The organism is Streptomyces sp. TAA040 (genome assembly GCF_000424845.1).
The window spans coordinates 41,797-68,432 of sequence record NZ_AUKR01000014.1; the positions used below are offsets into that span (position 1 = coordinate 41,797).

Sequence of the window (26,636 nt, forward strand, 5' to 3'; positions counted from 1 at the left end):
CACTGCACCGCACTGCACCGCACCGCGGCGTCCCGCACCCGCAGCGTTCCGTCCGCGCCGTTTCGGACACGACGCGGCGCGCGGTGCGTCGTGCACCGCGCGCCGTGCCGGACCGGTCCGTGCCCCACGGGTGGCCGGGGCGGCAGGGGGTCGGGCGCTGCCCGGAGGCCGCCGGTCAGCGGGGGCCGATCAGAACCTGCTGTACAGGAGCAGGTTGGGCGAGCCGCTGCCGGGCCCGTTGACCTTGCCCGTGCTGGCCGCGTCCAGCAGGCCCGCCGTCACCTCGGCAGGCGAGGCGCCGGGGTGGTCCGCCGCCCAGAGCGCGGCGGCGCCGGCGACGTGCGGGGCCGCCATCGAAGTGCCGCTCTTCGTCGCGGTACCGGTGTCCGAGCCGTGGCCGGCCGAGACCACCTGGTTGCCGGGGGCGAAGATGTCCACGCAGGAACCGTAGTTGGAGTAGCTCGACTTGTTGTCGTTCTGGTTCACGGAGCCGACCGTGATGACGGACGGCTCGCGGGCGGGCGACTGCGTGCAGGCGTCGACACCGTTGTTGCCCGCGGAGACCGCGACGGTGATGCCCGCGTCCACCATCTCGGCGACCGCCGCGTCCTTGGCGTCGCTGGCACTGCCGCCGATACTGACATTCGCTACCGCCGGCTTGACGGCGTTCTGGGCCACCCAGTCGTAACCGGCCAGCACGTTGGCGGTGGTACCCGAGTTGTCGCAGTTCAGCACCTTCACCGCGACGATCCGCACGTCCTTGGCCACGCCGTACGTCTCGCCGCCCACGGTGGCGGCGGTGTGCGTGCCGTGGCCGTGGCAGTCGCTCGCCTCGGTGGTGCCGTCCACGAAGTTGTAGCCGTACTCGGCCCGGCCGCCGAACTCCTCGTGGCTGCGGCGGACGCCGGAGTCGACCACGTAGGCCGTGACTCCCGAAGCGCCGGTGTCATACGTGTAGCTGCCGCTGAAGGGCAGACTCCGCTGGTCGATCCGGTCCAGACCCCACTCCGGGTCGGTCTGGGTGCCGTCGCCCGTCTCCACCCGGTTCGGCTCGACGTAGGCGACAGACGGGTCGGCGGCCATCCGCCGCGCCTGCCGCTCCGACGCCTCGACCGAGAAACCGCTGAGTGCGGTGGTGTACGTGCGCTGCACCGAACCGCCGTACCGGTCGGCCAGCGAGCCGACCCGGTCGCGTATCCGCTCGGCCGCCCCGGCGCCGCCCCGGGCGCCCGGCCCGCTCTCCGCGTCCTTCAGCACGACGATGTACTCGCCGGCGACGGTCCTGCCCACCCCGTCGCCGCGGATCTGCCCCTGCGGGCCGGGTTCCGCCGCCCCTGCGGTGGCCATCGTGCCGACCATCGCGAGTGCGGCGAATCCCGCACCCATGGCGATACGTATGCGTCCCGGTCTCTTCATGCGGCCGAGTCCCTCCCCTTCTCTCACACGTCCATTTCCCACACGCACGCTCCGCACGCTGCACGCGCAGCTCTCCCGCACGGGTCCACCACAGGTTCTAGCCGATCGGAGGCACCTCGGGGGGCACACCAGTGCCAGGGACACCAAGATGCCCGCCCGGCACGGCGGTGACGTGCCGGCCGGGCATCCACGGGAGGACGCCCGGCCCCACCCCGCGGGCCCAACCGGGCTTCCCGCGATCCGCCTCGGGCTCCCGGGGCGCGCGCCGCCGGCCTGCGTGACCGGTCACAGCCAGCCCCGCCGCTGGGCCTGGAGAGCCAGCTGGAACCTCGACCCGGCGCCCGCCTGGGCGGACAGCAGTTCCATCCGGCGGAAGAACGTCCGCCGGCTCACGCCGAGTTCGCGGATGATCTGGCTGTCCGGGACCCCCGCGACCAGCATCGCCAGGATGCGCCGCTCGGTGGGGCCCGGCCGCACCCCGGAGCCCGTTGCGGTGCTGCCGGAGGCCTGGATCGGCAGCGCCCGGTCCCAGCAGGCCTCGAAGAGGGCGCGGAGCGCGGTGAGCAGCCCGCTCGGCCGCACCACCAGCAGCCCGCGGTTGACCTCGACCTCGGCGAGGGAGAGGCCGACGAAACCGATGCGATCGTCGACGACGGTCAGCTTCACCGGCAGTTCGGGCAGTACCCGGGCCTGCTCGCCGGCCTCGATGCAGGGCTGGACGTTGCCGCTGAGGTGGCCCGGGTGCGCCAGCGAGGCCCGTGCGTAGACGGCCCGGTGGGCCACCCCGCGGCGGAGCATGGCGGTCTCGGTGGTCGCGCCGCGCTCGCTGTCCCAGAAGTAGGGAGGCGTGTCGAACCGCAGTACCTCGGTGCGCGCCTCCGCCAGCGCGCCGCCCAGCCGCCGTTCGATCTCCTCTCCGGTCACCTCCTCGGCGACCACCCCGCCGCCGGCCTCCGAGTGGTGGCGCCGGTAGTGCTCGTACGCGCCGGCGACGGCGGCCCGCGCCTCCTCCAGCCGGAGCGCGCCCCGGCGGGCGAGCAGTTCCAGCGCGCCGAGTGGGGGCACCGGAGTCGGGGCGCCGCCGTGTCCGTGCACGACCAGGCCGAGCCGCACCAGCTCGCGCATCGCCTCGGTGCCGGCTGCGTCGCGAGCGCGGGGGCCGCTGCACGAGAGCAGCGCCAGGTAGAGCTCGACCGCGTTCCCGGAGACGCCCAGTGCGGTCAGATGATCGGCCAGTTCCGCCGTGTGGATCTCGCCGTCAGCGCCGGGTGTGCCTTGCCCCATGGGACGGCACTTTAGTGCCGCTGTCACAGTGGTGTCACCAGGAGCGGCCCCGGCACGATAGAACGTGCGCTCGCTGCCGCCCACCCGCCGGGACCCCAACACCCCAACCCGGCCGGTGGGCGGCAGAGAGCGTTCCCGGCTGCGGCCCGCGCCGGCGACGCTCCTCACCGGCAGCGGAACGGACCGCGTCCGTTCCGCGCGGAGGCCCCGCGCCCGTCCGGCGGCCCCGCCCCGCGCACCCGGTGACGGAGCGGCTGACGTACCGTCAGCCGCTACCCCCGGGCGGCCTCTCGCCGACCACCGGACGGGGCTAAGCTCATCGACATGCCCATGTCCGACGAAAGCAGACCAGTCCACATCATCGGCGGCGGCCCCGGCGGCCTGGCGACGGCGGCGGCACTCCGGGAGCACGGGATCCGCTCGCTGGTGCTGGAGCGGTCCGACGCGGTGGGGGCCTCCTGGCGCACCCGGTACGACCGGCTCCGCCTGCACACGACCCGGCGCTGGTCCTCGCTGCCCGGCCTGGCGATCCCGCGGTCCTCCGGACGCTGGGTCCCCCGCGACGAGCTGGTCCGCTACCTGGAGAGCTACGCCGAGCACCACCGGCTGGACGTCACCACCGGGGTCGAGGTGCACCGGATCGAGCGCACGACCGACCCGGACGAGAACGGCGGCTGGCTGCTGCGGGCGACCGGCGGGCGCGAGATGCAGGCCTCCGCGGTGGTGGTGGCCACCGGCCACAACCACACCCCGTACCTCCCCGACTGGCCCGGGCGCGCGGAGTGGCCCGGTGAGCTGCTGCACGCGGCCGAGTACCGGAACCCGCGGCCGTTCCGCGGCAAGGACGTACTCGTCGTCGGCGTGGGCAACACCGGCGCGGAGGTGGCCGCCGACCTGGCCGCCGGGGGCGCGGGGCGGGTGCGCCTGGCCGTCCGGACACCGCCCCACATCGTCCGGCGCTCGACGCTCGGCTGGCCCGCGCAGGCCAACGCCGTCCTCGTACGCCGGCTCCCGGTCGCCCTGGTGGACCGGCTCGCCGGCGCACTGGCCCGGGTCAGCGTGCCGGACCTGTCCGGGAAGGGGCTGCCCCGGCCGGAGAGCGGGCTCTACTCGCGGGTGCGTGAGGGCGCCATCCCCGTGCAGGACGTCGGCCTCATCAAGGGCGTGAAGACGGGGCGGATCGAGCCGGTCGCCGCCGTGGAGGCCTTCGACAGCGAGAAGATCCGGCTGGCCGACGGCTCGCTGATCGGCCCGGAGGTCGTCGTCGCCGCCACCGGTTACCGGCGCGGTCTGGAGGACCTCGTCGGCCATCTCTCGCTCCTCGACCCGGCGGGACGCCCGGTCGTGACCGGCGCGCGCACCTCCCCCACCGCACCCGACCTGTACTTCACCGGCCTCACCAACCCGATCAGCGGACTGCTGCGGGAGATGGGCATCGAGGCGGAGCGCATAGCCAGGGCAGTCGCCCGCACCTCCCGCTGACCCCGCGCCCGCCGGCCCCGCGCGGTGGGACGGGCTCGCCGCGGACCCCGCCGCCGCATCGCGCCGTCCCGCCGCAGCCGTCCCGCCGTCCGTGCCCGCGCTGGTCAGGGCGGTGACCGTCCCGGGACATCCCAGGACGGTCGCACGCCGTGGACGGGTCCGCGCCCGTCGCGCACCGTGGACGTGCCGGCGGCGAACGCGACGGCCGGGGAGACCTGCCGGACCGCTCGCCCCGCACGGCGGCGAGGGCCCGTCGCGCCGCCGGACCACGGGAACGGCAACGGGAACGGGAGCAAGTGTGTTGACGGAGACGGTGTTCCGGTCCGAGGACGTACCGCGGGAGGACCGGTTCGATGCGTGGCGGCAGTGCATGTCCCGGACGATGGCGCCCATGGAGGTCACCAGCGGGCACGCGGCCAACTTCGCCGCCCACCAGCGCATGCTGCGACTCGGCTCGGCGTGCGTCTGGTCGGTGACGACGCAGGCCTCGCGCTACCGGCGGACCCCGCGGCTCATCCGCCGGTCCGACCCGGAGCTGTACCACCTGACGCTCGTGCTCCCCGGAAGCGGGACGCTGAGCGTGGTGCACGGCGACCGCGAGACCGAGCACCGCTCCGGCGCCCTCTACCTGCTCGACAGCTCCCGGCCCTTCGACGTCACCTCGGGGGACGGCCGGGAGCTGGTGGGGATCGGGGTCGGGATCCCCAGGGCCGTGGTGCCGCTGCCCGGAAGCAGCAGGACGGACGAGCTGCTCGGACGGCGGCTGGCGGGGCAGCAGGGGTTCGGCGCGCTCCTGGCGCAGTTCCTCACCGGACTGAGCGCGGACAGCGCCTCGTACCGGCCCACCGACATCCCCCGGCTGAACACGGTGCTGGTGGACCTGGTGGGCGGTCTGCTCGCCCACGCACTGGGCGCGGACGCCGTCACCGCGTTGCCCGCCGAGGCTCGGGACCGGCATCTGGTGCGGCGCGTCAGGGCCCACATCGAGCGGTGGCTGCACGATCCGGAGCTGACGCCGGGAACGGTGGCGGCGGCTCACCACGTGTCCCTCCGCCGGCTGCACCGGTTGTTCGAGGGCGAGGACGTGACGGTGGCGGGCCTCATCCGCGCCCGCCGGTTGGAACGCGCCCGCCGCGACCTCGCCGACCCCGCGCTGCACGGCACCCCCGTGCACGCGATCGCCGCCCGCTGCGGCTTCGCCGCGCTGCCGCACTTCAGCCGCGCCTTCCGCACGGCCTACGGCATCGCGCCCAGCGACTACCGGAGGCTGGCCCAGCGCGGTGAGCCGGGCACGGATGGTCAACACCTCGGCACCGTTCGTCAACGACGTGGCGCCGCGGCTGCGGCAGTCTCGAAGGCACCACAGGTACCGGCGGCCTGACCGGTGCCGTCCGGCCGACGGCCCGACCGGCTGCGGCGTCGACCGCGTCCGCGCCGGGGCGGCGTTCGGACGGGGCCGGCGGGCCCGTCGGAGTACACCGAGGAGAGGATTACTGATGCGAGAGCAGAACAGGTTGCGCGGACGGGTCGTCGGCGGTCTCGTCGCCGCGGTGGCCGTAGCCGGGCTGGCCGCACCGGGAACGGCCCAGGCGGCCGGGAACAGCGGCGCGCCCATCGCCCGGGCGGCGGCCGGCGAGGTGGGCGCGGCCGCCTCCTGGCGGACCATCGACACCTACCGCACGTCGGTGACCTGCCAGGCCGGCAAGCTGCAACTGGAGCTGAGCACCCCCTGGGTCCTGCGCTGCCAGGCCGCGGGCACGTTCACGTACTACCTCCAGCGCTACTACTGAGGGCTCGCGGCGGTCGTGCCGGGCCAGGGCGCCCCGGGGGAACCACGACCGCCGCATCCCGCGCACCGGCGCTTCGGCGATGTCTCCATCACGCCGCCGGAGCGCCGGTGCGCGACGGGGAGCGGCCCTTCAAGGGGTGCGGCCGGGGCCCGTCGGCGCCCCGGGGAGCGGCAGGGCGTGACAGGGGGCGGGGGCCGCTACGGACGCGGGGGCGTCGCGGACCCCGGCCCCGGCACGTCCCGCACTCCGGTGACCAGGCCGCGGCGGGCGACGAACCAGCGGTCCACGACGGTCGCCGCGAAGGCCGGCGCCATCGAGCCGCTGTCCAGTCCGACGAGCGCCCCAGTGGAGGACGAGCTGCCCACCTGGCCTCATGACGGTGGTCAGAGCGGCTCCCGCAGCGATGACGGCCAGCGCGCAGGCGACGACCTGCCGGATGCCGAAACGGTCCATCAGGGCCGCGGCGCAGGGCGCGGTCAGTCCGTACAGGGCCCTGGGTCACCGTGGTCTCGCCGCACCGGGACGGCGGCCAGGCCCCGTAGAGCGAACGGCCGGTGCCCGAAGCGGCGTCCACCTCCACCGGCGCCGCCCGCGCCTGGTCGCTGCGGCGGCTGGAACGGCCGCTGCCCTTGGCCGAACTCGCCGCCCGGGAGTCGATGAGCGTGCGCACTTTCACCCGCCGCTTCCGGGACGAGACCGGGCTCAGCCCGCAGGTGCGGCTCACCCGGCAGCGGGTGGAGCGCGCCCGGGCAACTGCTGGAGTCCTCCGACCTGCCGGTCGGCCGGGTGGCCGCGGACTCGGGTTTCGGCACCGCGACCTCGCTGCGCGCGCACTTCCGCACGGCGGTCGGCGTCTCCCCCGAGCGTCTTCCGGCACACCTTCCGTTCCGCGGCCGCCCAGCTGTCCGCCGTCGCCCCCTGAGACGGCCCGCGTCCTCACGTCCGCCGCTCATGTCCACCCGCCGGAGGCCCGGACCAGGCCCGGTGGGACGCCCTCGCCGTATAGCGCACGTCGGGGCCTCACGGAAGGGTCCACGCAATTGACCACTCGATGTGAGCTGTGGACCGCGCGCGTGCGGTGCTCCGGACACAATCGTCCCGAGCACCGCGGGTGCTCGTCCCGACCGGGAGGGAAGGCGAACACCGTGACACGGACAGGTGACGGTGCGGGAGCACACGCGGGGGACAGCGCGGAGGCGCCGGCGAGGGACAGCGCCGGAGGGAACCCCCCGAGCGACGCCCTGCTGGTGGCCGCCGGGGTCGCCGACCTGGTGGTCAGCGGCATCGGTACGGCGCTGAGGGAGGCGCGCCAGGTGCTGCGCCGGTCGGACCTGGCCGAACTGGCCCAGGACGGCCAGGAGGAGATCAGAGTCCGGGGGCGGCTGGCCCTGCAACGGACGGCCCTGACCGGACAACCGCACATGGAGGCGCTGGCCCGTCGCGCCGCCGCCCGTTCCGGTCGGCACGATGCCTGAGACCGGGCAGCACGACGCGCTTCGTGCGCGGGTGGACGCCGTGCTGCACGAGTTCACCCGGCACGAGTCGGAGCAGTTCGCCGCGGTCGACGCGGCCCTGCTGCCGGTGGCCGAACAGTTGCGCGCCGCCGTGTCCGAGGGGAAGAGGCTGCGGGCCGCGTTCTGCTACTGGGGCTGGCGTGCGGCCGGGCAGCCGGACAGCGAAGCGCTGGTACGGGCCGCCGCCGCGATGGAGCTGGTGCACGCCGCGGCCGTCGTCCACGACGACCTGATCGACGAGAGCACCGTGCGCCACGGCGCGCCCAGCGTGCACACCGCCCTGCGCGCGGCCTGCGCGGGACGGTCCCGGCCCGCCGCCCGCGGCCGGGCGCTGGCCATGCTCACCGGGGACCTGCTGATGTCGTGGGCCGGGCAGATGTTCGCCACGTGCGGGCTGCCCGCGGCCTACCTGGCCCGGGCCCGCGGGCTGTGGGCGGTCATGGCCAGGGAGCTCGTCGCCGGGGAGTGCCTGGAGGTGCTGAGCACCGGCGCGCCGCCCGACACCGGCACCTCGCTCCGGGTGGTCCGGTACAAGACCGCGAAGTACACCGTCGAGCACCCGCTGCACATCGGTGGTGCGCTTGCCGGGGCCCCCGGGCCGCTGCGCGGGGTCTTCAGCGCGTACGGCCTCCCGCTGGGCGAGGCGTTCCAGCTGCGGGACGACCTGCTCGGACTGTTCGGCGATCCGGCGCACACCGGCAAGTCGAACCTGGACGACATCAGCGGCAACCGGCCCACCGCCCTGCTGGCCGAGACCTGGTCGGCCGCGACCCCGGCCGAGCGGGCCGAGCTGCGCGGCCTGCTCGGCCGGCGCGGCCCACGGGACGGGACGCTCACCCGGATACGGGCGATCATGCGGCGCACCGGCGCTCCCGAGCGCATCGAGGACATGATCTCCGCGCGGGTGCGCACGGCGACCGACGTCCTGGACCGGGCCGATCTGCCGTCCTGCGCGGCCGAGGCGCTGTCCCGGTTGACGGCCTCGGCCACCGCCCGCCTCTCCTGATCCCCGCAGGGACCAGCGCCCGCCTTCCCGACCGCGCGCGGGCCGACTCCTCCTACGCGCGCCGGTGCCCGGCCTCCGCGTTCCCGCCCCGACGCTCCGCGTTCGTGCGCCGCGCTCCTCCGACACCACCGAAAGGGACACCGTGTCCTGTACCGAGGAATCCCTCCAGGTCCTGCGAGGGCTGGGGGACGAGCTCGCCGACGAGACCGTGAACACGCTCTTCGCACGCGGGGAGATCGGCACGTTCAACACCCTGATGCGCTACTTCTCCACCGTCGGCCAGGACCTCCCCGAGGGGCTGCCCGAGGTGGCGAGGGAGTACCTGCACACGACCGCCGCGCCCCCGGACTGGGTGGACTGGGGAGAAATGGAGAAGGCACGGCTCTTCTTCATCGACAACAACGTGCACATCGCCACCGCGCTGTCCTTCGCCGCGATGCCCGCCTGCTACTCCGTCCCCCACGTGGCGAAGCTGCTCAGTGCCACCCACTCGCTGGAGTACCCCTCGCGGCGCATGGCCGAGACCGGGCAGTTCACCGTCTACTTGATGCAGCCCGACGCCTTCGAGGCGGGCAGCCGTTTCATCCCCGCGGCGCAGAAGGTGCGGCTGCTGCACGCTTCCATCCGCCACCACCTGAGCCGCGAGGACCGCTGGGACGTGGCCCGGCTCGGGACGCCGATCTGCCAGGAGGACATGATCGGCGGGCAGATGATGTTCTCCCTCCAGGTCCTGGACGCGCTGCACCGGCTGGGCATCCACATGTCGGTGGACGGCGCGGAGTCCTACTACTACGCCTGGCGTGTCGTCGGGGCGATGCTCGGTGTCAGCACCGCGCACACACCGGTCGACCTCGCCGCCGCACGGCAGTTCTCCGACCTCTACATGACCCGCCACATGGGTCCTTCCGTGGAGGGCGCCCGGCTGACCCGCCAGCTCATCGACCTGTACGAGGAGGTCGTGCCGGGAACGCTGCTCGACCCCGTGGTGGCCGCTCTCGTCCGCCACCTGATCGGCGACACCTGCGCCGACTGGCTCCAGGTGCCGCGGAGCACCTGGGACACCGCGGTCAAGGCGGTCCCCGCCCTGCTCGGCGTCCTGGAGCGCATCGAGGACTCCTCGCCCCTGGGCGCCTGGGCACTGGACCGCCTCGGCCACGTCACCACCCTCCTCGAACTCAGTTCCCTCACCCGCGGCCGGGTGATGCAGTACGCGATCCCCGAGCAGCTCAAGAGCGAGTACGGGGTCCCTTCCACCGGCCCCCGGACCGGACGCTGGAGCCCGCCACCGCTGACCGTGCCGACCCGACCCCGCCGCCCCGGACCGCGCCGGCCCAGCTGTTGATCCGCTGGCGACCCGGACCGTGCCGCCCGGACGGCGCTCGGGGCCGGCGCGGTGGGCTCCGTCAGGTGCAGTCCCGGCCGGCCCCGGGCTCCTCGCGGTGGGCGAGGAGGCCCGTCCGGTCCGGTGCGACCTCCGGGCGCAGGACCAGTTCGGCGTCGTAGTCGCCACCCTGCTCCGCGCGGTACGGCAGCGGCTCGGTGCACGGCAGCTCCCGGACGCGCCGCCGCAGCCGCGCCGCCTCCCGCGTGAAGCCGTCCGGGCCGAGGCGGTCCGCGCCGTACACCGCGAAAGGCGGCAGAGGTGCCAGCCCGGCGTACCAGGAAGTGCCGTGCAGCATCGGGAACAGCAGCTCCTCCAGACTGCCGTGCACCCCGCGCGGACCGAAGCCGGACTCCCGGCCGCCGGGCCACCGCCCACTGGAAGCCCTGCGCGGAGCTGGCACGGCTCTTCCCGGACGTCACCGTGGACCCGGACGTGCTCTACACGGACGAGGGAGACGTGTCGACCTCGGCCGGTGAGGCCGCCGGGATCGTCCTCTGCCTGCATCTGGTCCGTCGCGACCACGGCGCCCGTACGGCAGCCGAGGCCGCACGACGGTGGTGCCGCCGCACCGCGAGGGAGGTCAGGCGCAGTACATCCGCTGCCCGGTCCCGTCCCCCCGGCGCGTCTGCCACCAGCCGCGCCCACGCGTGGGCGCTCGACCCCCCGGACCGGCAGCACACCGTGGCGGAGCCGGCCGCACGGGAGTCGGTGAGCGCAAGGACGTTCAGCCGGCGCTTCCGGAACGGTACCGGCCTGCCCCCGCCCCGGTGGCTCAACCGGCAGCGGCTGAACCGCGCGCGGGAGCTGTCCGGAGGAGACGGGCCTACCGGTGGACCGGATCGCCTCGGATGTCGGCTTCGGTACGGGCGCCTCACTGCGCGGGCATCTGCGCGACGCACTGGGCCTCTCGTCCCGCGCCTACCGAGCGACGTTCCGCGGCACCCGGTCCGAGGACGCGGGGGGGGCGTACGCCCGGCCCGGGGCGCGGGGGCCGAAGGCACCCGGCTGCGGGCGCCGGGGGGCTTCTGACCCCGGTCGGCCGGGGCGATGCCGGGCCGGACGGCGGCGCGCCGTCACCGGTGACGGGCACCGGCGAGGCGGACCACCATCCGACTCCGGTGGCACCGCGCCGCCTCCGGGAGGAGGCCACCGGCGGCCGGATCGCGACCCGCACTCGCCGGGGAACGCCGTGTCGCGACCATGCGCCGGCTCCTCGACGTCCCCTCACGACGAATCACTCACCACAGGGTGATCAGCCACGGCCCGCACGTCAAGAGGCGGTCCCGACTCCGTTGCGGCAGCGACGGGTTCAGGCACCGGCCGACCGGGCCGCCCAGGCGCGGGGGTACGACTCCCGCACGGGTGCCTCCGCGACCACCGGGCACACGGCCCCGTCCAGCTCGCACCAGATCTTCTTGCCGCGCCCCTCGGTGTGCCAGCCCCAGCGGTCGGCCAGACCGTCCACCAGCTCGAGACCCCGGCCGCCGGTGTCGTCGCCGCCGGCCTGGCGGCGGCAGGGGCCGGTACTGCTCGCGTCGGCCACCTCGACCCGCACGGTGCCCGACTGGTGCCGTTCCGGGAGCCGCATGCGCAGCACGGCCGGGCAGCCCGCGTGCACCACGGCGTTCGTCACCAGTTCGGAGACGAGCAGGATCAGCGTCTCTCCCAGCGCGCCGTCCGCGCTGATCCCGGAGCCGGCGAGCCGGGACCGGGCCCAGCGTCTGGCACGGCCCACCTCCATCGGGTCCGGCCCGATCTCGAGTTGCACCTGAAGCACCTGCACCGCTCACACCACCAAGAACGACGGAGTCACCGACGGTGACCCCGGAGCACCCCAGCCTGCTGGACGCACCGCTGCTCCGACAAGCGCTTCAGGCATATTCCGGCGCAAAGGAGTAGGTGTCCTGCATACTGTGCGACGCCCGCCCCCGGGACTCGAACGTCGTCCCCTTGACCGGCGGTGCCCATGAACCTCTTGCATCCGAGGGAGCGTACCGGAGCACGGGCGCCACGACCCTCCGTGATCGGTCACGAGCCTGCATCGAGTGACGCGTGTTCGTCACCCGATGCGAGAACCGGATGCACGATCGGTCAGCCCCGCCACCCCGGGCCACCCGGCCGAGTACGGAACGTGACGACCGTGGTGCCGGGCTCCGCCCCGGCGGTCCGCCGGCGACGGCTCCGCGATGAGTTCCGCACGCCGCTGTGGTCCGTGCAGGGGACAGGGAGAGTGGGAGCGCGAGCGGAGGGAGCAGGAGACGCGTGCGGACCGCACATCGGCGCACGGCGGGATCGGCTCACTGGACGAGGAGTTCACCGCGACTTTGGTCCGGATCCCGGGCGGGGGCGGCTGGACCTACGTGGTGATGCCGGGGTCCGCCGCGTACGTCGGGAGGCGCGGACTGGTGAAGGTGCGCGGGACGCTGAACGGCCACCCGTTTTGCGCCTCGTTCATGGCGCTGGGCGACGGCACGCACAAGCTGCCGGTGCGGGCCGAACTCCGCCGCGTGCTCGGCAAGGGGCCGGGTGACCGCGTGACCGTCCGCCAGCGGGAGCGGCTGGACTGACGTCCGCCCGGCGGGCGTCGCCGCCCGCTGCGCGATCCGCCGTGCGGGGCACGGCTTCGCGGCGGGCCGCGGGGCAGGGGCGGGGTCAGGCGGAGAGCGGGCGGGCGGCGCCGTCGGTGGCGGCGTCGAGGTCGGGGTAGCACTCGAAGAGGCGGCGCACCCCGAGGGCGGCCAGGACGCGGTTGACGTGCGAACCGTCCACCGCTCCCTGGGCGGGCAGGATGAGTCGGAGATTGCCGGCGCAGGAGTGCATCAGCCGCCGCGCGGCGATCAGTACGCCCACGCCGCTGGAATCGCAGAAGAGGACCTGGGAAAGGTCGAGCACCACGCTGTGCCGCCCTTCCGCGACCGCCTCGTGGACGTACTGCCGGACCGCGGGGGAGGTGACGAGGTCCATCTCGCCGGACACCCGCAGCACGGCCCACCCCCCGCGTGACTCTTCCCTCACCTTGAGTGACACGAAACTCGACGCCTTCCACTCGGCCAACCCGGAATCGTTCGTTCCCGCTCGGCTGCCCTGCCGACAACGGCCAAAACGACTTCCCCCCTCTCGACCCTATGCCCAAGCCGGCCGCACACTTCCCCTGGTTCCGATCACACCCGCATAACACACCGACAGGTTCAGGAAGGAAACCGACGTATCACGCAAGGCTCCGGGGCCCACTGTGACGGTGCGGCCACGACGCGCAATTGCACAGGACTGAACATTGCCGCAAAGGACGGTGCCCCGGAAGCCCTTCGCACTACATTCGACGGAGTGGACACAGGCTGGGGGCGGGACGATGCGGCACGAGACACCACCTCGCTGGGACCGCAGGATGCAGCAGCGGCTGGCACGCGGCGAGGCTGCGGCCCTCGGTGAGCTGTACGACCGGTTCGCCGCGCTCGTGCACCACCTGGCCCACCGCGTGCTCGGTGATGAGGAGGCGGCGGACCGCATCACCCGCGAGGTCTTCGCCCGCACCTGGGAGCAGCCGGAGGCATACGACCCGAAGGAGGGATCGCTGCGCTCCTGGCTCGCCGCACTGACCCACCGGCTGGCGGTGGAGCATCTGCGGCAGCAGCACCGGGACGCGGAGGCCCCCTCCGAAGGGGCCGGGGAACAGGTGAGCGAGGAACAGGTGCAGGCGGCTTCGGTGGCGGCCAGGGCCGACTACATCGTGACCGCGATGCCCGCTTCGCTGCGGGCCGCGCTGGACCTCGCCTACCTGGAGCGGCGCGACTACCGGCAGGCGGCCGAGCGGCTCTCGGTCACCGAGCAGGAGGCCCGGCGGCGGTTGCGGCTCGGACTGCAACTGCTCTCCACCGCTCACCGGACCCCGCCGCCCGCACGGCCCGACCCGCTCGGAGGGCGGCAGTGAACGACCCGCAGCTTCCCGAGGACGTGTCCGGCCCCGCCCGTCCGTACATACCGGCGCCCCGCGCGGCGGCGGACAACCATCCGCCCGCCGGCCGGCCACCGGTGCCGAGGCCGCGCGGGCTCGGCACCGTCCCGCCCGCCGACGACGCCCCCGGCGGCATCGAGCCCGGCAGTGCGGAGCCCGGCGGCGTCGAACCCGGGTCCCCGGCCGCTCCCCGTCCCACCGGGGCAGCCGAGGTCCACGAGCTCGACCTGCACGACCACCGGGTGCTGACCTCGCTGCTGGGCGCCTGGGCGCTCTCCGCCTGCTCCCCGGCCGAGGCCGCCGCGGTCGAGGCCCATCTGACCGGCTGCGCGCGCTGCGCGGAGGAGGCGCTGCGGCTGCGGGACGCCGTCGGACTGCTGCACCCGGCCGACAGCCTCGACCTGGACCCGCTGCTGCGGTCCCGGGTGCTGAAGGGCTGCCTGCGCCGCCGTCCGGCCCGCATCCCGGTGCCGGAGTGGGCCGCCCCGTACGACGCCGAGACGGCGCGGCTGGACGCGCTGCTGCGGGACATGGCCGAGGCCGAGTGGCGGGCACCGGTCCGGTTGCGCTGGTTCGACGGCGTGCGGACGCAGGCGCGGGACACCACCGTGGGCGGGGTGATCGGCCATCTGACGGCCGTCGACGGCCTGGTGGCGCGGTCTCTCGGGCTCGACGATCCGCTGACCGGCCGGGACGGGCCGGAGCCGCCGGAAGACCCGGGGCTGCGCACCGAGGAGTACTGGCGGCTCGCCCGCGACGGGCGGTCCCGGCACGGCCCCTGGCGGGCACAGAGCCACGCCCTCGTGCGGACGGCCTCCTTCACCGGGGCCGCCACGGCCGACACGGCGGTGGCGGGTACGGGACTGCCGTTGCGCGACAGCTTCCTGGACCGGGCCTTCGAGTGCTGGGTGCACGCCGGGGACATCGCAGAGGCGGTGGACTACCCGTACGCCGTGCCGGCGGGACGGCACATGCGGCAGCTGATCGACCTGGCGGCCCGGATGCTGCCGGTCAGCCTGGCCGCGCGCCGGCGTGCCGGTCTGGCGGCACCGGCCCGGAGCCTCACGGCGGCCGGGGCATCGGGGCGGGCGCTGCACCTGGAGGTCGAGGGCAGCGGCGGAGGGGACTGGTTCATCCCACTGGACTCGCCGGCCACCACGGCGTCCGAGAAGGACGCAGTCGCCCATGTCGCTCTCGACCGAATGGAGTTCTGCCAGCTCGCCGCCGGGCACGTCTCACCGCGGGACGCCGCCGCGGGGGCGGAGGGCGATCCTCAGGCGGTGCTCGACGTGCTGTTCGCGACGGCCTCGCTGTCCCGGTTCTGAACGCGGCGGGCCCGGCGGCCGGCGCCGGGCCGCCGTACGGGCCCCCAGCGCACCGTGTGCGGGCCGCCGTGGGCTCAGGTGAAGACGACGGTGCGGTGGCCGTTGAGCAGCACCCGGTGCTCGCTGTGCCACTTGACCGCGCGGGCCAGTGCCTGGCACTCCACATCGCGGCCGAGAGCCACCAGTTGCTCCGGGGTGACCTGGTGGCCGACCCGCTTGACCTCCTGCTCGATGATCGGGCCCTCGTCCAGTTCGGCCGTCACGTAGTGCGCCGTGGCCCCGATCAGTTTGACCCCGCGGGCGTGCGCCTGGTGGTAGGGCTTGGCGCCCTTGAAGCTCGGCAGGAAGGAGTGGTGGATGTTGATGACCCGACCGGAGAGCGCCTTGCAGAGGTCGTCGGAGAGCACCTGCATGTAGCGCGCCAGGACGACGAGTTCGACCTCCTCCTGCTGCACGAACCGCAGCAGCTCCTGCTCGGCCTCCGCCTTGTTCTCCCTGGTCACCGGGATGTGCCGGAACGGCACCTGGTAGGAGGCGGCGAGGTCCGCGCAGTCGGGGTGGTTGGAGACCACCGCGGCGACCTCCACCGGGAGCGCGCCGCTGCGGCTGCGGAAGAGCAGGTCGTTGAGGCAGTGGCCGAATCTGCTGACCATCAGCACCACCCGCATCCGCTCCTCGGACCGGTGGATCTGCCAGCCCATCCGGAAGGAGTCGCCCACGGCGGCAAAACTGGCCCGCAGCTTCTCCAGGGTCACCGGAGCGTCAGCGCGGAAGTGCACGCGCATGAAGAACAGTCCGGTGTCGTGGTCACCGAACTGCTGACTGTCCTCGATGTTGCACCCGGTCATGAACAGGTAGCTGGAGACCGCGTGCACGATCCCCTTGGTGTCCGGGCAGGACAGGGTGAGGACGTACTGATCGGCGGCGGCGGGCGGCGGCGAGCTCATGCGCACCAGGGTGGCACATGTCCCGCCGGCGTCAGACCGCCCGCAGCGTGATGGCGAGGACGTCCAGCGACTGGGGCGCCTGGTCCGGGTCGTCCCCGTCGTTGAAGGCGAGGAGCACGTGCGCCTCCCTGGCCATCCGCACGGCCTCGGGCCAGGCCGCGTGCTCCAGGTAGGCCGCCACCGGGGCGTCGGCGCCTATCTGGTGCATGAGGCGCAGCACCTGGAGGACCGCGGCGTCGACGAGCGCGGCCTCCTGGGCGTCCCGGAACACCGTGCCGACGTACTTCTCGGCGGACCAGTTGTCCAGCCAGGTGTCCTCGACGAGCCGGTACACGGCGTCCGTGACGTCCCCGTAGCCGGGACGGCCCGTCAGCCAGCACTCCTGCTGGAACACCGGGTCGGAGAGCATGTGCAGCGCCGAACGCACGTTGCTGCGCCAGCGCCACCAGGGCATGTCATTGAGCGGCATGGCGTCCATGGTGCGGGACCGACCACCGCGACGGGAAGACCTCTCCGGAGCTTGCACGGTTGCCGATCGTACGTTCCGGGTCTCCGGTGGACGGCACGGCCCCCGCACCGCCCACCGCGCGGTCACACTGTGTCAACGAAGGATGAGCGCTGTGTCACCGGTGGCTCGGCAGGGTCCTGGTACACGACTCCACGGCGCTCCACCCGCCTCCGTACGGGCCCGCAGCCCGCCGCGCGCTCCCTGGGGCGTCCGCGCACCCGTGCGCTGCGGCGGGCCGCTGCCACGCTGGCCGGTCCGCTGCCCGCCGGCTACGGTTCGCTGCCCGGGGGATCCTCGGCCGACGGCCCGATCACGGTCATGACGTGGGCGCCGGTGAAGAACCGAGCCACCAGCATGCCCTTCGTCACGGTGCTGGCGCACGCCTACGCGCGCTCGGTGAACAGCACCGGCGGCATCAACGGCCGCGAGTTGAAGGTGCTCACCTGCAACGAGAACGTCGGGGCCGCCCGTTGCGGCAGGCGGGCGCAGCGGGAGGGGTGTCACCTGTCGTCGGCTCCTCCAGCCAGCACGGACGGATGTTCATGCCGGTGCTGGAGAAGGCCATCCGGGACGGCTGACGCCCGGGAGCGCCAGCACGCCTGACGGCCGGCACGGACGCGCGCGGCGGCCCGTGCGGGGACGGTCCGGTGCGGGCGGTCGCACCGGAGCGGGTCAGGTCCGGCGGGCGGCGTCAGAGCTGTGTGGGCTCGCGCTCGGTGAGGCCGTAGTCCCTGGCCGTCGGGTTCCACAACCCGGCCGCCTCCTCCTTGGCCGCCGTGGCGTCTCCGCTGGCCCGGTTCCCCTTGGCCTGCCGGTCGGTCGACCCGGCCGAACCGCCCTCGCAGCCCTTGGGCTTCGCCACCTGGTCCGCCCAGGCGGCGTAGTGGTCGTCGGCGGCGGCCGAGGCCTTCCACGCCTTGGTCAGCTCGTCGCCCAGCTTCTCGTGTTCGGGCAGCTCCGACAGGTCCAGCTCTCCCAGCCGGACCACCAGGTCGTTGCGCTGCTCGGCGGCGTCGCGCAGGTCGTCGGCGGCCTCGTCGAGCTTCTCGCACTTGCGGATGTTCTCCACCGAGCGGATCACGGCCTCCCGGCTGTTGTTGCTGTCCGCGAGCAGCTCCTCCAACGCCTGGGCCTGGGCCTCCGCCGGGTCGCCGGCCGCCTCCTCGTTCTGCCCGCCGGCCGTCTCGGCCCGGCCGCCGGATCCCGGAGCCTCCTCCTCTCCGTCGTCCCCGCCGCTCAGCGCGGCCCCGCCCAGCAGCGCGGCGGCCACCAGAACGGCCAGGCCGATTCCGGCGAGCAGCTTCGGATGAAGCTTGTGTCCCGCCGCACGCCGGTTGGCCGAACGTCCTCCGCCGGGCGGCGTCGGTCCGGTGGGCGGCCCCGCGGCAGCAGCGGACGCGGGCGGCGCGGCGTCCTGCGGTGCACGTCCGCGGGCGGCGCGGCGCCCGCCCACCGGGCTGCTTTGCGTGTGCAGTCGCCGGCCCGTGTCGGGGGCGGGGGCGCCGGGCTCCGGCCGGAAGAGGTTGTCGAACTCGGCGGGCGGCTGGCGCTCACCGGGCGTCTCCGCGGACGCGCCGTAGGCCTCCTGCGTCGACGGGGCGGCCTGGTGGCCCTGTCCGGCGTCCCGGGGGAAGCCGCCGCCGTGACTCTCCGGGCCCCCGTCGCCCGGGTACTGCCCGCCGGAGGCGGGCGTCTCCGGTGGCAGCGGGCTGCGGACCGCGTCGGACGGCGGCCCCTGGTCGTAGCCGGCCGGGGCCGGGCCCTGGGGGTAGGGCGGCAGGAACTGGGTCGCGTCGGCCTGCGGACCGCCCTGCGGCGGGAGCATCTGCGTCTCCTCCGCTCCCGCCCGCGGACCACCCTGCGGCGGGAGCATCTGCGTCTCCTCCGCCTGCGGCAGCTGAGGGGGCTCCCGGTGCGGCTCCCTACCCTGCTGGGCGGCGAACCGACTGCGGTACTCAAGGGGTTGGCCGTCGTCCGGGTCCAGCGACGGTCCGGCGTACACCGGCCCGGACCCCGCGGGCGGCAGCTGGTGCGAGGCCGGCAGGTTGCCGTGGGACTGCTGCGGCGGATAGCCGTAGCCGCCGCTCTCCTGCTGCGGCTGCCGGTGCCGGCCGCGCTGTGCGCGGTGGCCGTCGCCCTCCGCGGTGGGCGGCTCGTACGGCGAGGGCGGCGGCACCTGCGGTCCGGACCCGTGCGCGGGCGGTTCGGCGACTGCGGACGTCGGGCCCCACGGCTCGTCCCACGGCTGGCCGACGGGCGGGCTGACCTGCGCAGGTTCCTGGCGCCCGGGAATCCAAGGCTCCCCGGTCGACGGCAGCACGATTCCCTCGCGCGGTTCGTCGCCCTGTCCGCTGTGCGCTGTCACGGGACTCCTCGTTCGCTTCGTTCGTCCGAGCATTTGATCCGACTTACGCAACCAACGGGCTACGCTACCGGGTACTTCGCACCCCGGACCACTTCCGCCCCGGTTGCGGAAGCCGCCCCCGGCGGCCCCCGCACGCCGTGCTCGGGGGGCGGCTCCCGCGCCGCCGCACCGGCCTCTGGCGCACGCCCGGCCGCCCCCGGCGGCCCGGCCGCCCCCGGCGGCCGGGCCGCCGCCGGGGGTCGATCGGACCGCCGACCGCGAGGCTCAGGCGACCGCCTCCAACCGGGCCCGCGACTGGAATTCCCGCACCACCGGCTCCTGCGCGAACGGCTCCAACCGGGACCTGAAGTCCTCCAGGTACCCCTGCCCGCGCTCCGAACGCACACCGCCCAGCAACTCCACCGCCTGCTGGGCGGTGTGGCAGGCCCGGTCCACTTCCCGCTGCTGCACCTGCGCGTCGGAGAGCAGCAGCAGGCCGATGGCGCGGCGCCTGGCCCGCCCCTCACCGAGCGCGTTCAGTGCCTCGGCCGCCCGCCGGGCCGTCTGGACCGGCTGTCCCAGGTCCCGGTGGCAGTGCGCCAGTTCGTCCGCCAGATACGCGGAACCGAAGTGCCCGATCCAAGGCGGGTCGTCACCGGCGTCGGTGGCCGACTCGGCACGCTCGAACGCGCTGAGGGCCCGTCCGGCGGACTGCTGGCAGGCGCGGGCGTCACCGAGCAGGGCGTGCCCCCGCGCCTCCGCGGCGTGGAACATCGCGTCCACCCGCGGTGTGACGTGCCCCCGCGCTCCCTCCTGGGCGGCCCTCGCCAACTGGGCGATCTCCCGGGGGTTGCCCAGTTGACCCGCCACGTGGCTCATGCTCGCCGCCAGGACGTATCCGCCGTATCCGCGGTCACCGGCGGCGTGCGCCAGTCGCAGCGCCTGGATGTAGTAGCGCTGGGCGAGCCCGGGCTGACCGGTGTCCACAGCCATGTAGCCCGCCAGTTCGGTGAGTCTGGCCGCCGCGGCGAACAACCGGCGCCCGACCGCGTCCCGATAGGAACCGGTGAGCATCCCGGCCACCACACCGTTCAGGTAGTGCACCACGACCGGCCGGACGTGGCCGCTGCCGAAGCGGTGGTCCAGGTCGGAGAGCGCGGCCGTGGTGGCGCGCACGGCCTCCACGTCGGCCGCCCCCACCCGGGCGCCGCAGGCGCGGGCGATCTCCGCGTCCGGGGCGCTGATCAGCCAGTCCCGGCTGGGCTCCACCAGCGAGGAGGCCGCCACCGAGCGTCCGGTCAGGAAGTCGCGGTGCCCCACGTCGCTGCGCCACAGCTCGCAGGCCTGCTCGACGGCGGCCGTGGCGGTGGAGGCGAATTGCAGGCCCACTCCGGCGGCGAGGTTCCGGCCGCCGGCCATGCCGATCTCGTCGATGCTGACGGTGCGGCCGAGCTTGCGGCCGAGTGCCTCGGCGATGATCCCCGGCGCCCGGCCGCGCGGCTGCTGACCGCGGAGCCAGCGGGCGACCGAGGTCTTGTCGTACCGCAGATCGACCCCGTGGTCGGCGCCGACCATGTTGACCCGGCGGGCGAGCCCGGCGTTGGAGCAGGCCGCCTCCTGAATGAGCGCTTGCAGACGTTCGTTCGGTTGCCTGGCGATGAGCGGTCTGGCAGCCATGGGCGGTCCCCCTTCGGGACGACGACTGAACTGGCGACCGGCGACCCGGCGGTTGTCCACCGCGGATCGCCGGCGACCCGCCGGACGGTCCTTCCCGGCGGCAGCGAACTTCACAACGGATCGCCACGAAGGTCACTGCCCAGTGCATTTGCAATGAATTCCGGCGGAACCCCGGCAACGCACCGCAGAGGTGACTACCCACCCGCGACCGTCCTCCCGCGCACGCGCCCCCAGCTGTGCATCCGTGCGCCCTGCGCCCGGGGTTCGGCGCCCCCCGCGAAGCGTGCGACCCCTTCCCCGGTGACCGCCGCCGTGACCAGCACCGGGCCGGGGCGCCCGGACGCCTACCGCGCGCCGAGAGGAGCGTCCGGGACCGTAACCCCGGCCGACGGGCTCAGTTGTGATGTGCGTGGAAGAGACGATCGAAGTCAGCCCAGGAGTCACGACAGCCCCGCGGATCCCGCAGCAGCGTGGCGAGCCACTGCTCGAACACGCGGTCCGGTACGCGAAGGAGAGGCACTGGGACGTCTTTCCCGGGACCTGGCTGGAGACCTCCGACGGCAGCGGAGGGACTCCGCGCTGCACCTGCGGGACCCTCGACTGCCCTGCCCCCGGCGGCCACCCGGGATCGGCCGACTGGCCGGAGCAGGCCACCGGCAGCGCCGCGGCAGCCCGGCGGCTGTGGGAGCGACAGCCCTCCGCGTCGGTCCTGCTGCCGACCGGACGCACCTTCGACGCCATCGACGTGCCGGACGTGGCGGGTTGCCTGGCGCTGGCGAGGATGGAGCGGATGGGACTGACACTCGGCCCGGTGACCTGCACCCCGGACGGCCGGATGCTCTTCTTCGTGCTGCCGGGCGCGTCCGCGAAGGTGCCGGGCCTTACCCGGAGACTGGGCTGGTCCCCGGGGGCCATCGACCTGGCGACCCACGGCGAGGGGAGTTGGATCGCCGCCCCGCCCACCCGGCTCGGGCTGCGCGGCTCGGTGCAGTGGGCCCGGCAGCCCACCGCGGCGAACCGGTGGCTGCCGGACGCGGAGGAACTCATGCCACAACTGGCCTATGCCTGCGGACGGGAGGCCGCGGCGGCCCGCGGGGACTGACCGGCGGGCGCCGGTCGCCGAACCGGCGCCACCCCGGGTCGGGTCGGACGGGTTGAGAGGCGCGGGTCAGGCGGGGGCCGCGGGAGGCAGACTGCGCTGCAGGAACGGCTCCACCACCTGCCGCCAGCCCTCGGGCTGGTCGTAGTGGACCAGGTGGCCGGCGTCCTCAACCTCGGCGTAGCTCCCCCGGGGCAGCACCCGGACCATCTCCTGCGCCTCGGCGCGGCCGAGTTCGCCGTAGAGCCCGCGGACCACCAGGGCCGGGCAGCGCACCTGGGCGAGTTCGTCCCAGTGGGCGTCGTAGACCCAGGTCTCGCGGGCCCGCAGCATCTGCCGGCGGGAGAAGACCGGAAGCCAGCCCTCCGCCGTCTCCGTCATCACCTCGGCGTAGAACTCCCCGCGCGAGGGGTTGGGGCGTTCGAGCGTGGGGTCGTCCTCACCGAACCAGCGGCGGACGTCGGCCAGGGTCGCGAACGGCAGTGGCCAGTACTGGAACCACTCCTCCCACTCGCGCTGCGACTGCTCCCCCAGCGCCGACGCCCGCATGTCGCAGATCACCAGCGAATGCACCAGATCCGGCCTGCGGGCGGCCAACTGCCAGGCGGTGAGGGCGCCCATCGAGTGTCCGATCAACGCCACGGGGCCCAGTTCGAGTTGCTCGATCGCCTGTTCGGCGTCGGCGACGTAGGCCTCGCGGTCGTACGGGCCGTCCTCGGGCTTGCCGCTGCGGCCGTGCCCGCGCTGGTCGAGGCCCACGGCGCGGTAGCGGCCGGAAAGCCATCTGGCTGTGCTCGCCCAGTGGGAGGCCCGGCCCATCAGGCCGTGCAGCAGCAGCACTCCGGGCGGGTCCCCCGGGGCCGGGCCGCCGGGGCCAGGCCCCGGGGGACCCGCCCCCTGCGGCGGCTCCTTCGGGGGGTCCGCGAACTCCCACGCCGCGAGCCGCACTTCATCCGCCCCGGTGATGTCGATACGTCGCACCATGCGTCCTGGCACCCCCATCCCTTTCGACCGCTGCCCCTGATATCCGGCTCCACCAAGCTATCGAATACACCTTCGATTAACTCCCCTCCGTGCCGTACAACCCACTTTCGAGTGACATCGCTCAAGGATTGCCACCGCGCGCCGAGGGGAGACAATGAGTGGGAGGCAGGGGCCGGATCGGGGCAGGGGGAATCCGGCGCCTGCGGGGAGCTCCGGGCCGCGTCAGGGGAGCGTGGGGAGGCGGGAGTCCGGCGGCTCGCCGCTCCGGCGTCCTGGTTCCTCGGCAGGCACATCAGACGGCTCCCCTCCCGTCCTGCGTACGCGTGGATGACAGCGTCCCACGCCGAGCCCCCGGCCGTCGCTGTTCCGGCCAACTGGGCTGGGCAACTGGGCTGGGCAATCGCCTCGTTGGCGCTCGGGCCGGTCCGCCTGCGGCTCGGATCGAGCGGCGGGGAGCAGGCCCCGTCCGCGCCGCGCCCCGGCGTCTCCGCTTCTTCCCCAGCGTGCTCGGGTTACGCGCAGGGGCGCAAGCGGGCGCCGCAGCAGCGGTCTTCGGGCGCCGGGAACGGCCCACCGGGCCCGTTCGGGCACCTGGGAGCCACCGGGCCCGGCGGGCCCGGTGGCTCCCACCAGGGCGCCGCGTCAGCGCTTGGCGACGAAGACGTGCGCGGCGACGTCCGACTCCAGCTCGGCGGCCTCACCGCCGCTGCCGACGTGCAGGTTGCCGCCCGGGCCCTGGGTCACGGTGACGACCGACCCGGGCTGCGCGCCCGCCCGGCGCAGCGTGTACATCACCTGGGCGTCCGTCTGGATCGGTTCGCCGATCCGGCGGACGACGACCGTCTTGCCGTCCACGCCCGGTGCGAGCTCGGCCAGGCTGACCATGGCCTCGTCGAGGAAGGGGTCCGCGCCCGCCTCCTCGCCCAGCTCCTCCAGCCCCGGGATCGGGTTGCCGTACGGCGACTCGGTCGGGTGCCGGAGCAGCTCCAGCACCCGGCGCTCGACCGCCTCGCTCATCACGTGCTCCCAACGGCAGGCCTCGGCGTGCACCTGCTCCCACTCCAGGCCGATGACGTCGACGAGCAGGCACTCGGCCAGCCGGTGCTTGCGCATCACGCGGGTGGCCAGCACCCGACCCTCGTCGCTCAGCTCCAGATGGCGGTCGCCTGCGATCGCGACCAGGCCGTCCCGCTCCATGCGGGCGACCGTCTGGCTCACCGTGGGCCCGCTCTGATCGAGACGCTCGGCGATGCGGGCTCGCATGGGGACGACGCCTTCCTCCTCCAGCTCCAAGATGGTTCGGAGATACATCTCCGTGGTGTCGATGAGTCCGGACATGCGTGCCCCTCGTCGGTTGGTGCGATGGCCCTGGTCCAATTCTCTCCCATCGCGGCGACGACCGGCCCCGGCCGGACGCCCCACGCTCTTGTAGCGCACTGGTACAGACCTCTACGGTGTGCGCCATGAGCGCCCGCGAGCTTGCCGACCAGTTCTTCGACCGGGCCATCGGCCTGCTGGAGAAAGTCCGGAAGGACGCCGCCGAGGACCTCGGAGCGGCGGGTTCACTGCTGGCCGACACGGTCGCGAACGGGGGCCGGCTGTTCGCCTACGGCGCCGGCCACTCCTCGCTGGCCGCCCAGGACACGGTCTACCGCGCCGGGGGGCTGGCCGTGATGAACCTGCTGCCCGTCCCGGGGACCACCGGCGTGGACGTTGTCCCCGCCACCCTGGGAAGTGCTCTCGAACGAGTGAACGGACTGGCCGCCGCCGTGCTCGACGCGAGCCCGGCCCGCTCCGGCGACACTCTGGTGATCATCTCGCTCTCCGGCCGCAACCCGCTCCCGGTGGAGATGGCGCTCAACGCCGGGGCCCTGGGCATCCGGGTCATCGGCGTCACCTCCGTCGCCTACGCGGAGGGCACCAGGTCCCGGCACGCCTCGGGCACCTTCCTCAAGGACCACTGCGACGTGGTGGTCGACAGCGGCATCCCGATCGGCGACACGACCCTCACCGCCCCCGGCGTCCCCGCGCCCTTCGCCCCGGCGTCCACCGTGGTCACCAGCGCACTGATGCAGGCGATGACGGCGGCCGCCGCCGGGGAGCTGCTGGAGCGCGGCATCGAGCCGCCGCTGCTGCGCTCGGGCAACGTGGACGGCGGGCACGAGTGGAACGACCAGGTGATGACCGCCTACGCGGACCGGATCTTCTACCGCCACTGAGCCCGCCGGCCGGCCCCGGCCCTGCCGCCACCGACCCGCCGCCGGCCCCCGGGGCTCCGGCCCCGTACGCCGGGCTCCGGCCCCGTACGCAGGGTGTCGGCACCGCGGCGCGGACGCCGAGTGTCAGCGCCGCGGGCCCGTACGCCCGTCCGGGTGGTGGCCGGCGAGGTCCACCGCGGCCGCGATCCGCACCGCGACGTCCTCCGCGTACCGCGCGTCCGAGCGGTCGAAGGGGCGGCGGGCGGCACTGCGCAGGAAGGTGACCACCCCGAAGGTGCGACCGCGGCTGCGCAGTACCGAGCAGAGCCCGTGCAGGGTGTCCACGGGCCAGCACCGGCCGGCGGCCCAGCCGGGCACCGCCGCTCCCCCTACACTCGTACGGACCGAACCGGCCCGCTCGTAGGCCTGCAGCGCCGGGTGCGCGGGCGCGTAGCGCATCGGCAGTCCGCTCTCCGCGCCGGGCGGGCAGGGCCCGGGAGCGCCGGACGGCGCCTGGAGCGCCCGCACCAGCGCGGGCCCGGCGGCCAGGTCGAGCAGCGCGTGGTCGGCGAAACCAGCGAGCGCGAACTCCAGGTGCGCGGCGGCCGCCTCCCAGGGGTCCTCGCATTCCGCGGCGGCACGGGCGGCGCGGTGCAGCTGGACGTCACGGAAGCGCACCCGGGACGCCTCCTGCTCCGCCAGCTTCGCCGCGGTGACGTCCTGGAAGAGCCAGGCCACCCCCATCGGCACCGGCTCCTCGGCGAGCGGTGAGGCCAGCCGCAGGAAGCCGCTGCGCCAGCAGCGGCGCAGCTCCTCCTCCGCGCCCGCCACGGCCCCGTCCTCCGCCGCGTCCTCCTCGTTCGGCCCGCCGGAAGGGGCGTGTGCGGCGCCGCCGTCCGGCCCGCGCAGCGTCACCCACAGGTCCGCGGGGGCGGGCGGGCTGCCCGACGCCAGCACGTGCTGGAGCGCACTCTCCAGCTCCTCGCAGCCGTGGCCGAGCAGCTCCCCCAGCGGCCGGCCCAGCATCGCCACCCGGCCGACCCCCATCGAGCGGGCCGCCCGGGCGTTGCCCACCGCCGGGCGGAGATCGGCGTCGACGAGCACCACCCCCCAGGAGGCGTCGTCGAACAGCGCTTCGCTGAGGGCCACGGAGCGTTCCAGGTCGATCTGGGTGTGCACCTCCTGGAAGGCGCAGTACACGCCAGCGGGGCGGCCGGCGGCATCGCGCACCCCGGAGGACTGAGTGCGGACGAGTATCCGGCCGCCGTCCTTCGTGACCAGGGCGAATTCGTGCACCTGACGGCCGGGGGACGTCATCGCGGACATCAGGCGGGACTGCACGTCCCCCGCGTCCGCGCTGCGCGCCGCCCAGCCCGCCAGCCCCGTCCGGCCGACGGCCTCCGCGCCGGTCCAGCCGAGGATGCGCTCGGCCTCGCGGTTCCAGTGGGTGACCACCCCGTCCGCGTCGAAGGCGCACAGGGCGGCGTCCATGCCGTCCAGCAGGGCCGCGAGCAACGGTTCCCCGCCGGGGGCGGACCGCGCCCCGTCCCGGTGCCTGCCGGAGCCGGCGGTCCCGGCGCTGCCGGAGCCCCCGGAGCCGTCGGCGGCCGGACCTGAGTGGGTATCGGGTTGAGCAGGCATCTGGCACCCCCGGATCGACGGACCCCGCACACTGCCGCGCACGATCATTCAACGCGAAGGTGACCCGGAGCACAGCAGCTTCCGG

The 26,636-nt window shown here is 74.4% G+C and carries 23 protein-coding genes and 3 pseudogenes; 13 read left to right on the forward strand and 13 right to left on the reverse strand.

The window, feature by feature from the left end; all coding sequences use genetic code 11:
- Positions 1-189 precede the first annotated feature (189 nt).
- Positions 190-1,416, reverse strand: a complete 1,227-nt coding sequence (locus H300_RS0114105) for a S8 family peptidase (RefSeq protein WP_028427952.1) — start codon at positions 1,414-1,416, stop codon at positions 190-192.
- A gap of 285 nt (positions 1,417-1,701) precedes the next feature.
- Positions 1,702-2,700, reverse strand: coding sequence for a helix-turn-helix domain-containing protein (locus H300_RS0114110; protein ID WP_051270043.1), 999 nt, complete (start codon positions 2,698-2,700; stop codon positions 1,702-1,704).
- 330 nt (positions 2,701-3,030) lie between these two features.
- Between H300_RS0114110 and H300_RS0114115 the strand changes: the two genes are divergently transcribed.
- The 3 genes from H300_RS0114115 to H300_RS0114125 all read left to right on the forward strand — a co-directional run bounded on the left by H300_RS0114115 (position 3,031) and on the right by H300_RS0114125 (position 5,972).
- Positions 3,031-4,182, forward strand: coding sequence for a flavin-containing monooxygenase (locus H300_RS0114115; protein WP_028427954.1), 1,152 nt, complete (start codon positions 3,031-3,033; stop codon positions 4,180-4,182).
- A 298-nt stretch (positions 4,183-4,480) separates the two neighbouring features.
- On the forward strand, positions 4,481-5,563 hold the full coding sequence (locus tag H300_RS26850) for a helix-turn-helix domain-containing protein (protein ID WP_078515991.1): 1,083 nt from the start codon (positions 4,481-4,483) through the stop codon (positions 5,561-5,563).
- A gap of 115 nt (positions 5,564-5,678) precedes the next feature.
- On the forward strand, positions 5,679-5,972 hold the full coding sequence (locus tag H300_RS0114125) for a hypothetical protein (RefSeq protein WP_028427955.1): 294 nt from the start codon (positions 5,679-5,681) through the stop codon (positions 5,970-5,972).
- A 227-nt stretch (positions 5,973-6,199) separates the two neighbouring features.
- Here H300_RS0114125 and H300_RS30185 read toward each other — a convergent pair.
- A pseudogene (locus H300_RS30185) lies at positions 6,200-6,464 on the reverse strand (MFS transporter); the annotation flags it as partial.
- 8 nt (positions 6,465-6,472) lie between these two features.
- Here H300_RS30185 and H300_RS32400 point away from each other — a divergent pair.
- The 4 genes and pseudogenes from H300_RS32400 to H300_RS0114145 all read left to right on the forward strand — a co-directional run.
- Positions 6,473-6,894: pseudogene (locus H300_RS32400) on the forward strand (helix-turn-helix domain-containing protein); the annotation flags it as partial.
- 223 nt (positions 6,895-7,117) lie between these two features.
- Positions 7,118-7,447 (forward strand): hypothetical protein, encoded by a 330-nt coding sequence (locus tag H300_RS0114135; RefSeq protein ID WP_028427956.1) that lies wholly within the window; start codon positions 7,118-7,120, stop codon positions 7,445-7,447.
- Positions 7,440-8,492 (forward strand): polyprenyl synthetase family protein, encoded by a 1,053-nt coding sequence (locus H300_RS0114140; RefSeq protein WP_028427957.1) that lies wholly within the window; start codon positions 7,440-7,442, stop codon positions 8,490-8,492. Before H300_RS0114135 ends, H300_RS0114140 begins: the two co-directional genes overlap by 8 nt.
- 142 nt (positions 8,493-8,634) lie before the next feature.
- Positions 8,635-9,834: an oxygenase MpaB family protein gene (locus tag H300_RS0114145; RefSeq protein ID WP_028427958.1), complete on the forward strand. Its 1,200-nt coding sequence runs from the start codon at positions 8,635-8,637 to the stop codon at positions 9,832-9,834.
- A 61-nt stretch (positions 9,835-9,895) separates the two neighbouring features.
- On the opposite strand, the gene H300_RS0114150 is transcribed toward H300_RS0114145, so the two are convergent.
- Positions 9,896-10,276: an NADPH-dependent FMN reductase family protein gene (locus tag H300_RS0114150; RefSeq protein WP_106966838.1), complete on the reverse strand. Its 381-nt coding sequence runs from the start codon at positions 10,274-10,276 to the stop codon at positions 9,896-9,898.
- On the opposite strand from H300_RS0114150, the pseudogene H300_RS32405 reads away from it, so the two are divergent.
- Positions 10,231-10,816 (forward strand): annotated as a pseudogene (locus H300_RS32405) (helix-turn-helix domain-containing protein); the annotation flags it as partial. The gene H300_RS0114150 and the pseudogene H300_RS32405 sit on opposite strands and share 46 nt — an antisense overlap.
- 369 nt (positions 10,817-11,185) lie before the next feature.
- Here H300_RS32405 and H300_RS26855 read toward each other — a convergent pair.
- Complete coding sequence (locus H300_RS26855; protein ID WP_037980350.1) at positions 11,186-11,659, reverse strand: ATP-binding protein; 474 nt, start codon at positions 11,657-11,659, stop codon at positions 11,186-11,188.
- Positions 11,660-12,176: 517 nt separating this feature from the next.
- Between H300_RS26855 and H300_RS0114160 the strand changes: the two genes are divergently transcribed.
- Positions 12,177-12,443, forward strand: a complete 267-nt coding sequence (locus H300_RS0114160) for a DUF1905 domain-containing protein (RefSeq protein ID WP_028427960.1) — start codon at positions 12,177-12,179, stop codon at positions 12,441-12,443.
- An 85-nt stretch (positions 12,444-12,528) separates the two neighbouring features.
- On the opposite strand, the gene H300_RS0114165 is transcribed toward H300_RS0114160, so the two are convergent.
- Complete coding sequence (locus tag H300_RS0114165) at positions 12,529-12,903, reverse strand: STAS domain-containing protein (protein WP_028427961.1); 375 nt, start codon at positions 12,901-12,903, stop codon at positions 12,529-12,531.
- A 322-nt stretch (positions 12,904-13,225) separates the two neighbouring features.
- Here H300_RS0114165 and H300_RS0114170 point away from each other — a divergent pair, with 322 nt between their 5' ends.
- Positions 13,226-13,804: a sigma-70 family RNA polymerase sigma factor gene (locus tag H300_RS0114170; RefSeq protein WP_028427962.1), complete on the forward strand. Its 579-nt coding sequence runs from the start codon at positions 13,226-13,228 to the stop codon at positions 13,802-13,804.
- Positions 13,801-15,153, forward strand: coding sequence for a zf-HC2 domain-containing protein (locus H300_RS26860; protein WP_028427963.1), 1,353 nt, complete (start codon positions 13,801-13,803; stop codon positions 15,151-15,153). Before H300_RS0114170 ends, H300_RS26860 begins: the two co-directional genes overlap by 4 nt.
- Before the next feature lie 74 nt (positions 15,154-15,227).
- Here H300_RS26860 and purU read toward each other — a convergent pair whose 3' ends face one another.
- From purU to H300_RS0114205, 4 genes are all read right to left on the reverse strand, one after another.
- Positions 15,228-16,100 (reverse strand): formyltetrahydrofolate deformylase, encoded by an 873-nt coding sequence (gene purU / locus H300_RS0114180; RefSeq protein ID WP_028427964.1) that lies wholly within the window; start codon positions 16,098-16,100, stop codon positions 15,228-15,230.
- 31 nt (positions 16,101-16,131) lie between these two features.
- Entirely contained in the window at positions 16,132-16,578 is a 447-nt protein-coding gene (locus H300_RS0114185) for an SCO4402 family protein (RefSeq protein ID WP_028427965.1), read from the reverse strand.
- A gap of 721 nt (positions 16,579-17,299) precedes the next feature.
- A complete protein-coding gene (locus H300_RS0114200; protein WP_028427966.1) occupies positions 17,300-18,973 on the reverse strand; it encodes a hypothetical protein in 1,674 nt (557 codons plus the stop codon).
- A gap of 264 nt (positions 18,974-19,237) precedes the next feature.
- A complete protein-coding gene (locus H300_RS0114205; protein ID WP_028427967.1) occupies positions 19,238-20,629 on the reverse strand; it encodes an NsdA family TPR-like regulatory protein in 1,392 nt (463 codons plus the stop codon).
- A 409-nt stretch (positions 20,630-21,038) separates the two neighbouring features.
- Here H300_RS0114205 and H300_RS0114210 point away from each other — a divergent pair, with 409 nt between their 5' ends.
- Positions 21,039-21,731, forward strand: a complete 693-nt coding sequence (locus tag H300_RS0114210) for a bifunctional DNA primase/polymerase (protein WP_028427968.1) — start codon at positions 21,039-21,041, stop codon at positions 21,729-21,731.
- Positions 21,732-21,797: 66 nt separating this feature from the next.
- Here H300_RS0114210 and H300_RS0114215 read toward each other — a convergent pair whose 3' ends face one another.
- Together H300_RS0114215 and H300_RS0114220 are read right to left on the reverse strand one after the other, a co-directional pair.
- Positions 21,798-22,712 (reverse strand): alpha/beta fold hydrolase, encoded by a 915-nt coding sequence (locus tag H300_RS0114215; RefSeq protein WP_028427969.1) that lies wholly within the window; start codon positions 22,710-22,712, stop codon positions 21,798-21,800.
- Positions 22,713-23,354: 642 nt separating this feature from the next.
- The gene (locus tag H300_RS0114220; RefSeq protein ID WP_028427970.1) at positions 23,355-24,050 is read right to left on the reverse strand and encodes an iron-dependent transcriptional repressor DtxR; all 696 of its coding nucleotides are present in this window, start codon (positions 24,048-24,050) and stop codon (positions 23,355-23,357) included.
- Between the two features lie 125 nt (positions 24,051-24,175).
- On the opposite strand from H300_RS0114220, the gene H300_RS0114225 reads away from it, so the two are divergent.
- Positions 24,176-24,931 (forward strand): SIS domain-containing protein, encoded by a 756-nt coding sequence (locus H300_RS0114225; protein WP_028427971.1) that lies wholly within the window; start codon positions 24,176-24,178, stop codon positions 24,929-24,931.
- A 123-nt stretch (positions 24,932-25,054) separates the two neighbouring features.
- Here H300_RS0114225 and H300_RS26865 read toward each other — a convergent pair whose 3' ends face one another.
- Positions 25,055-26,551: a PAS domain-containing protein gene (locus H300_RS26865; RefSeq protein ID WP_106966842.1), complete on the reverse strand. Its 1,497-nt coding sequence runs from the start codon at positions 26,549-26,551 to the stop codon at positions 25,055-25,057.
- Between the last annotated feature and the right edge of the window lie 85 nt (positions 26,552-26,636).

Coding starts and splice junctions, on each gene's coding strand:
- H300_RS0114115 (WP_028427954.1), top strand. CDS start 3,031: ATGTCCGACGAAAGCAGACCAGTCCACATCATCGGCGGCGGCCCCGGC.
- H300_RS0114225 (WP_028427971.1), top strand. CDS start 24,176: ATGAGCGCCCGCGAGCTTGCCGACCAGTTCTTCGACCGGGCCATCGGC.
- H300_RS0114110 (WP_051270043.1), bottom strand. CDS start 2,700: ATGGGGCAAGGCACACCCGGCGCTGACGGCGAGATCCACACGGCGGAA.
- H300_RS0114220 (WP_028427970.1), bottom strand. CDS start 24,050: ATGTCCGGACTCATCGACACCACGGAGATGTATCTCCGAACCATCTTG.
- H300_RS0114170 (WP_028427962.1), top strand. CDS start 13,226: ATGCGGCACGAGACACCACCTCGCTGGGACCGCAGGATGCAGCAGCGG.
- H300_RS0114185 (WP_028427965.1), bottom strand. CDS start 16,578: ATGGACGCCATGCCGCTCAATGACATGCCCTGGTGGCGCTGGCGCAGC.
- H300_RS26865 (WP_106966842.1), bottom strand. CDS start 26,551: ATGCCTGCTCAACCCGATACCCACTCAGGTCCGGCCGCCGACGGCTCC.
- H300_RS0114105 (WP_028427952.1), bottom strand. CDS start 1,416: ATGAAGAGACCGGGACGCATACGTATCGCCATGGGTGCGGGATTCGCC.
- H300_RS0114125 (WP_028427955.1), top strand. CDS start 5,679: ATGCGAGAGCAGAACAGGTTGCGCGGACGGGTCGTCGGCGGTCTCGTC.
- H300_RS0114215 (WP_028427969.1), bottom strand. CDS start 22,712: ATGGTGCGACGTATCGACATCACCGGGGCGGATGAAGTGCGGCTCGCG.
- purU (WP_028427964.1), bottom strand. CDS start 16,100: ATGAGCTCGCCGCCGCCCGCCGCCGCCGATCAGTACGTCCTCACCCTG.
- H300_RS0114140 (WP_028427957.1), top strand. CDS start 7,440: ATGCCTGAGACCGGGCAGCACGACGCGCTTCGTGCGCGGGTGGACGCC.
- H300_RS0114205 (WP_028427967.1), bottom strand. CDS start 20,629: ATGGCTGCCAGACCGCTCATCGCCAGGCAACCGAACGAACGTCTGCAA.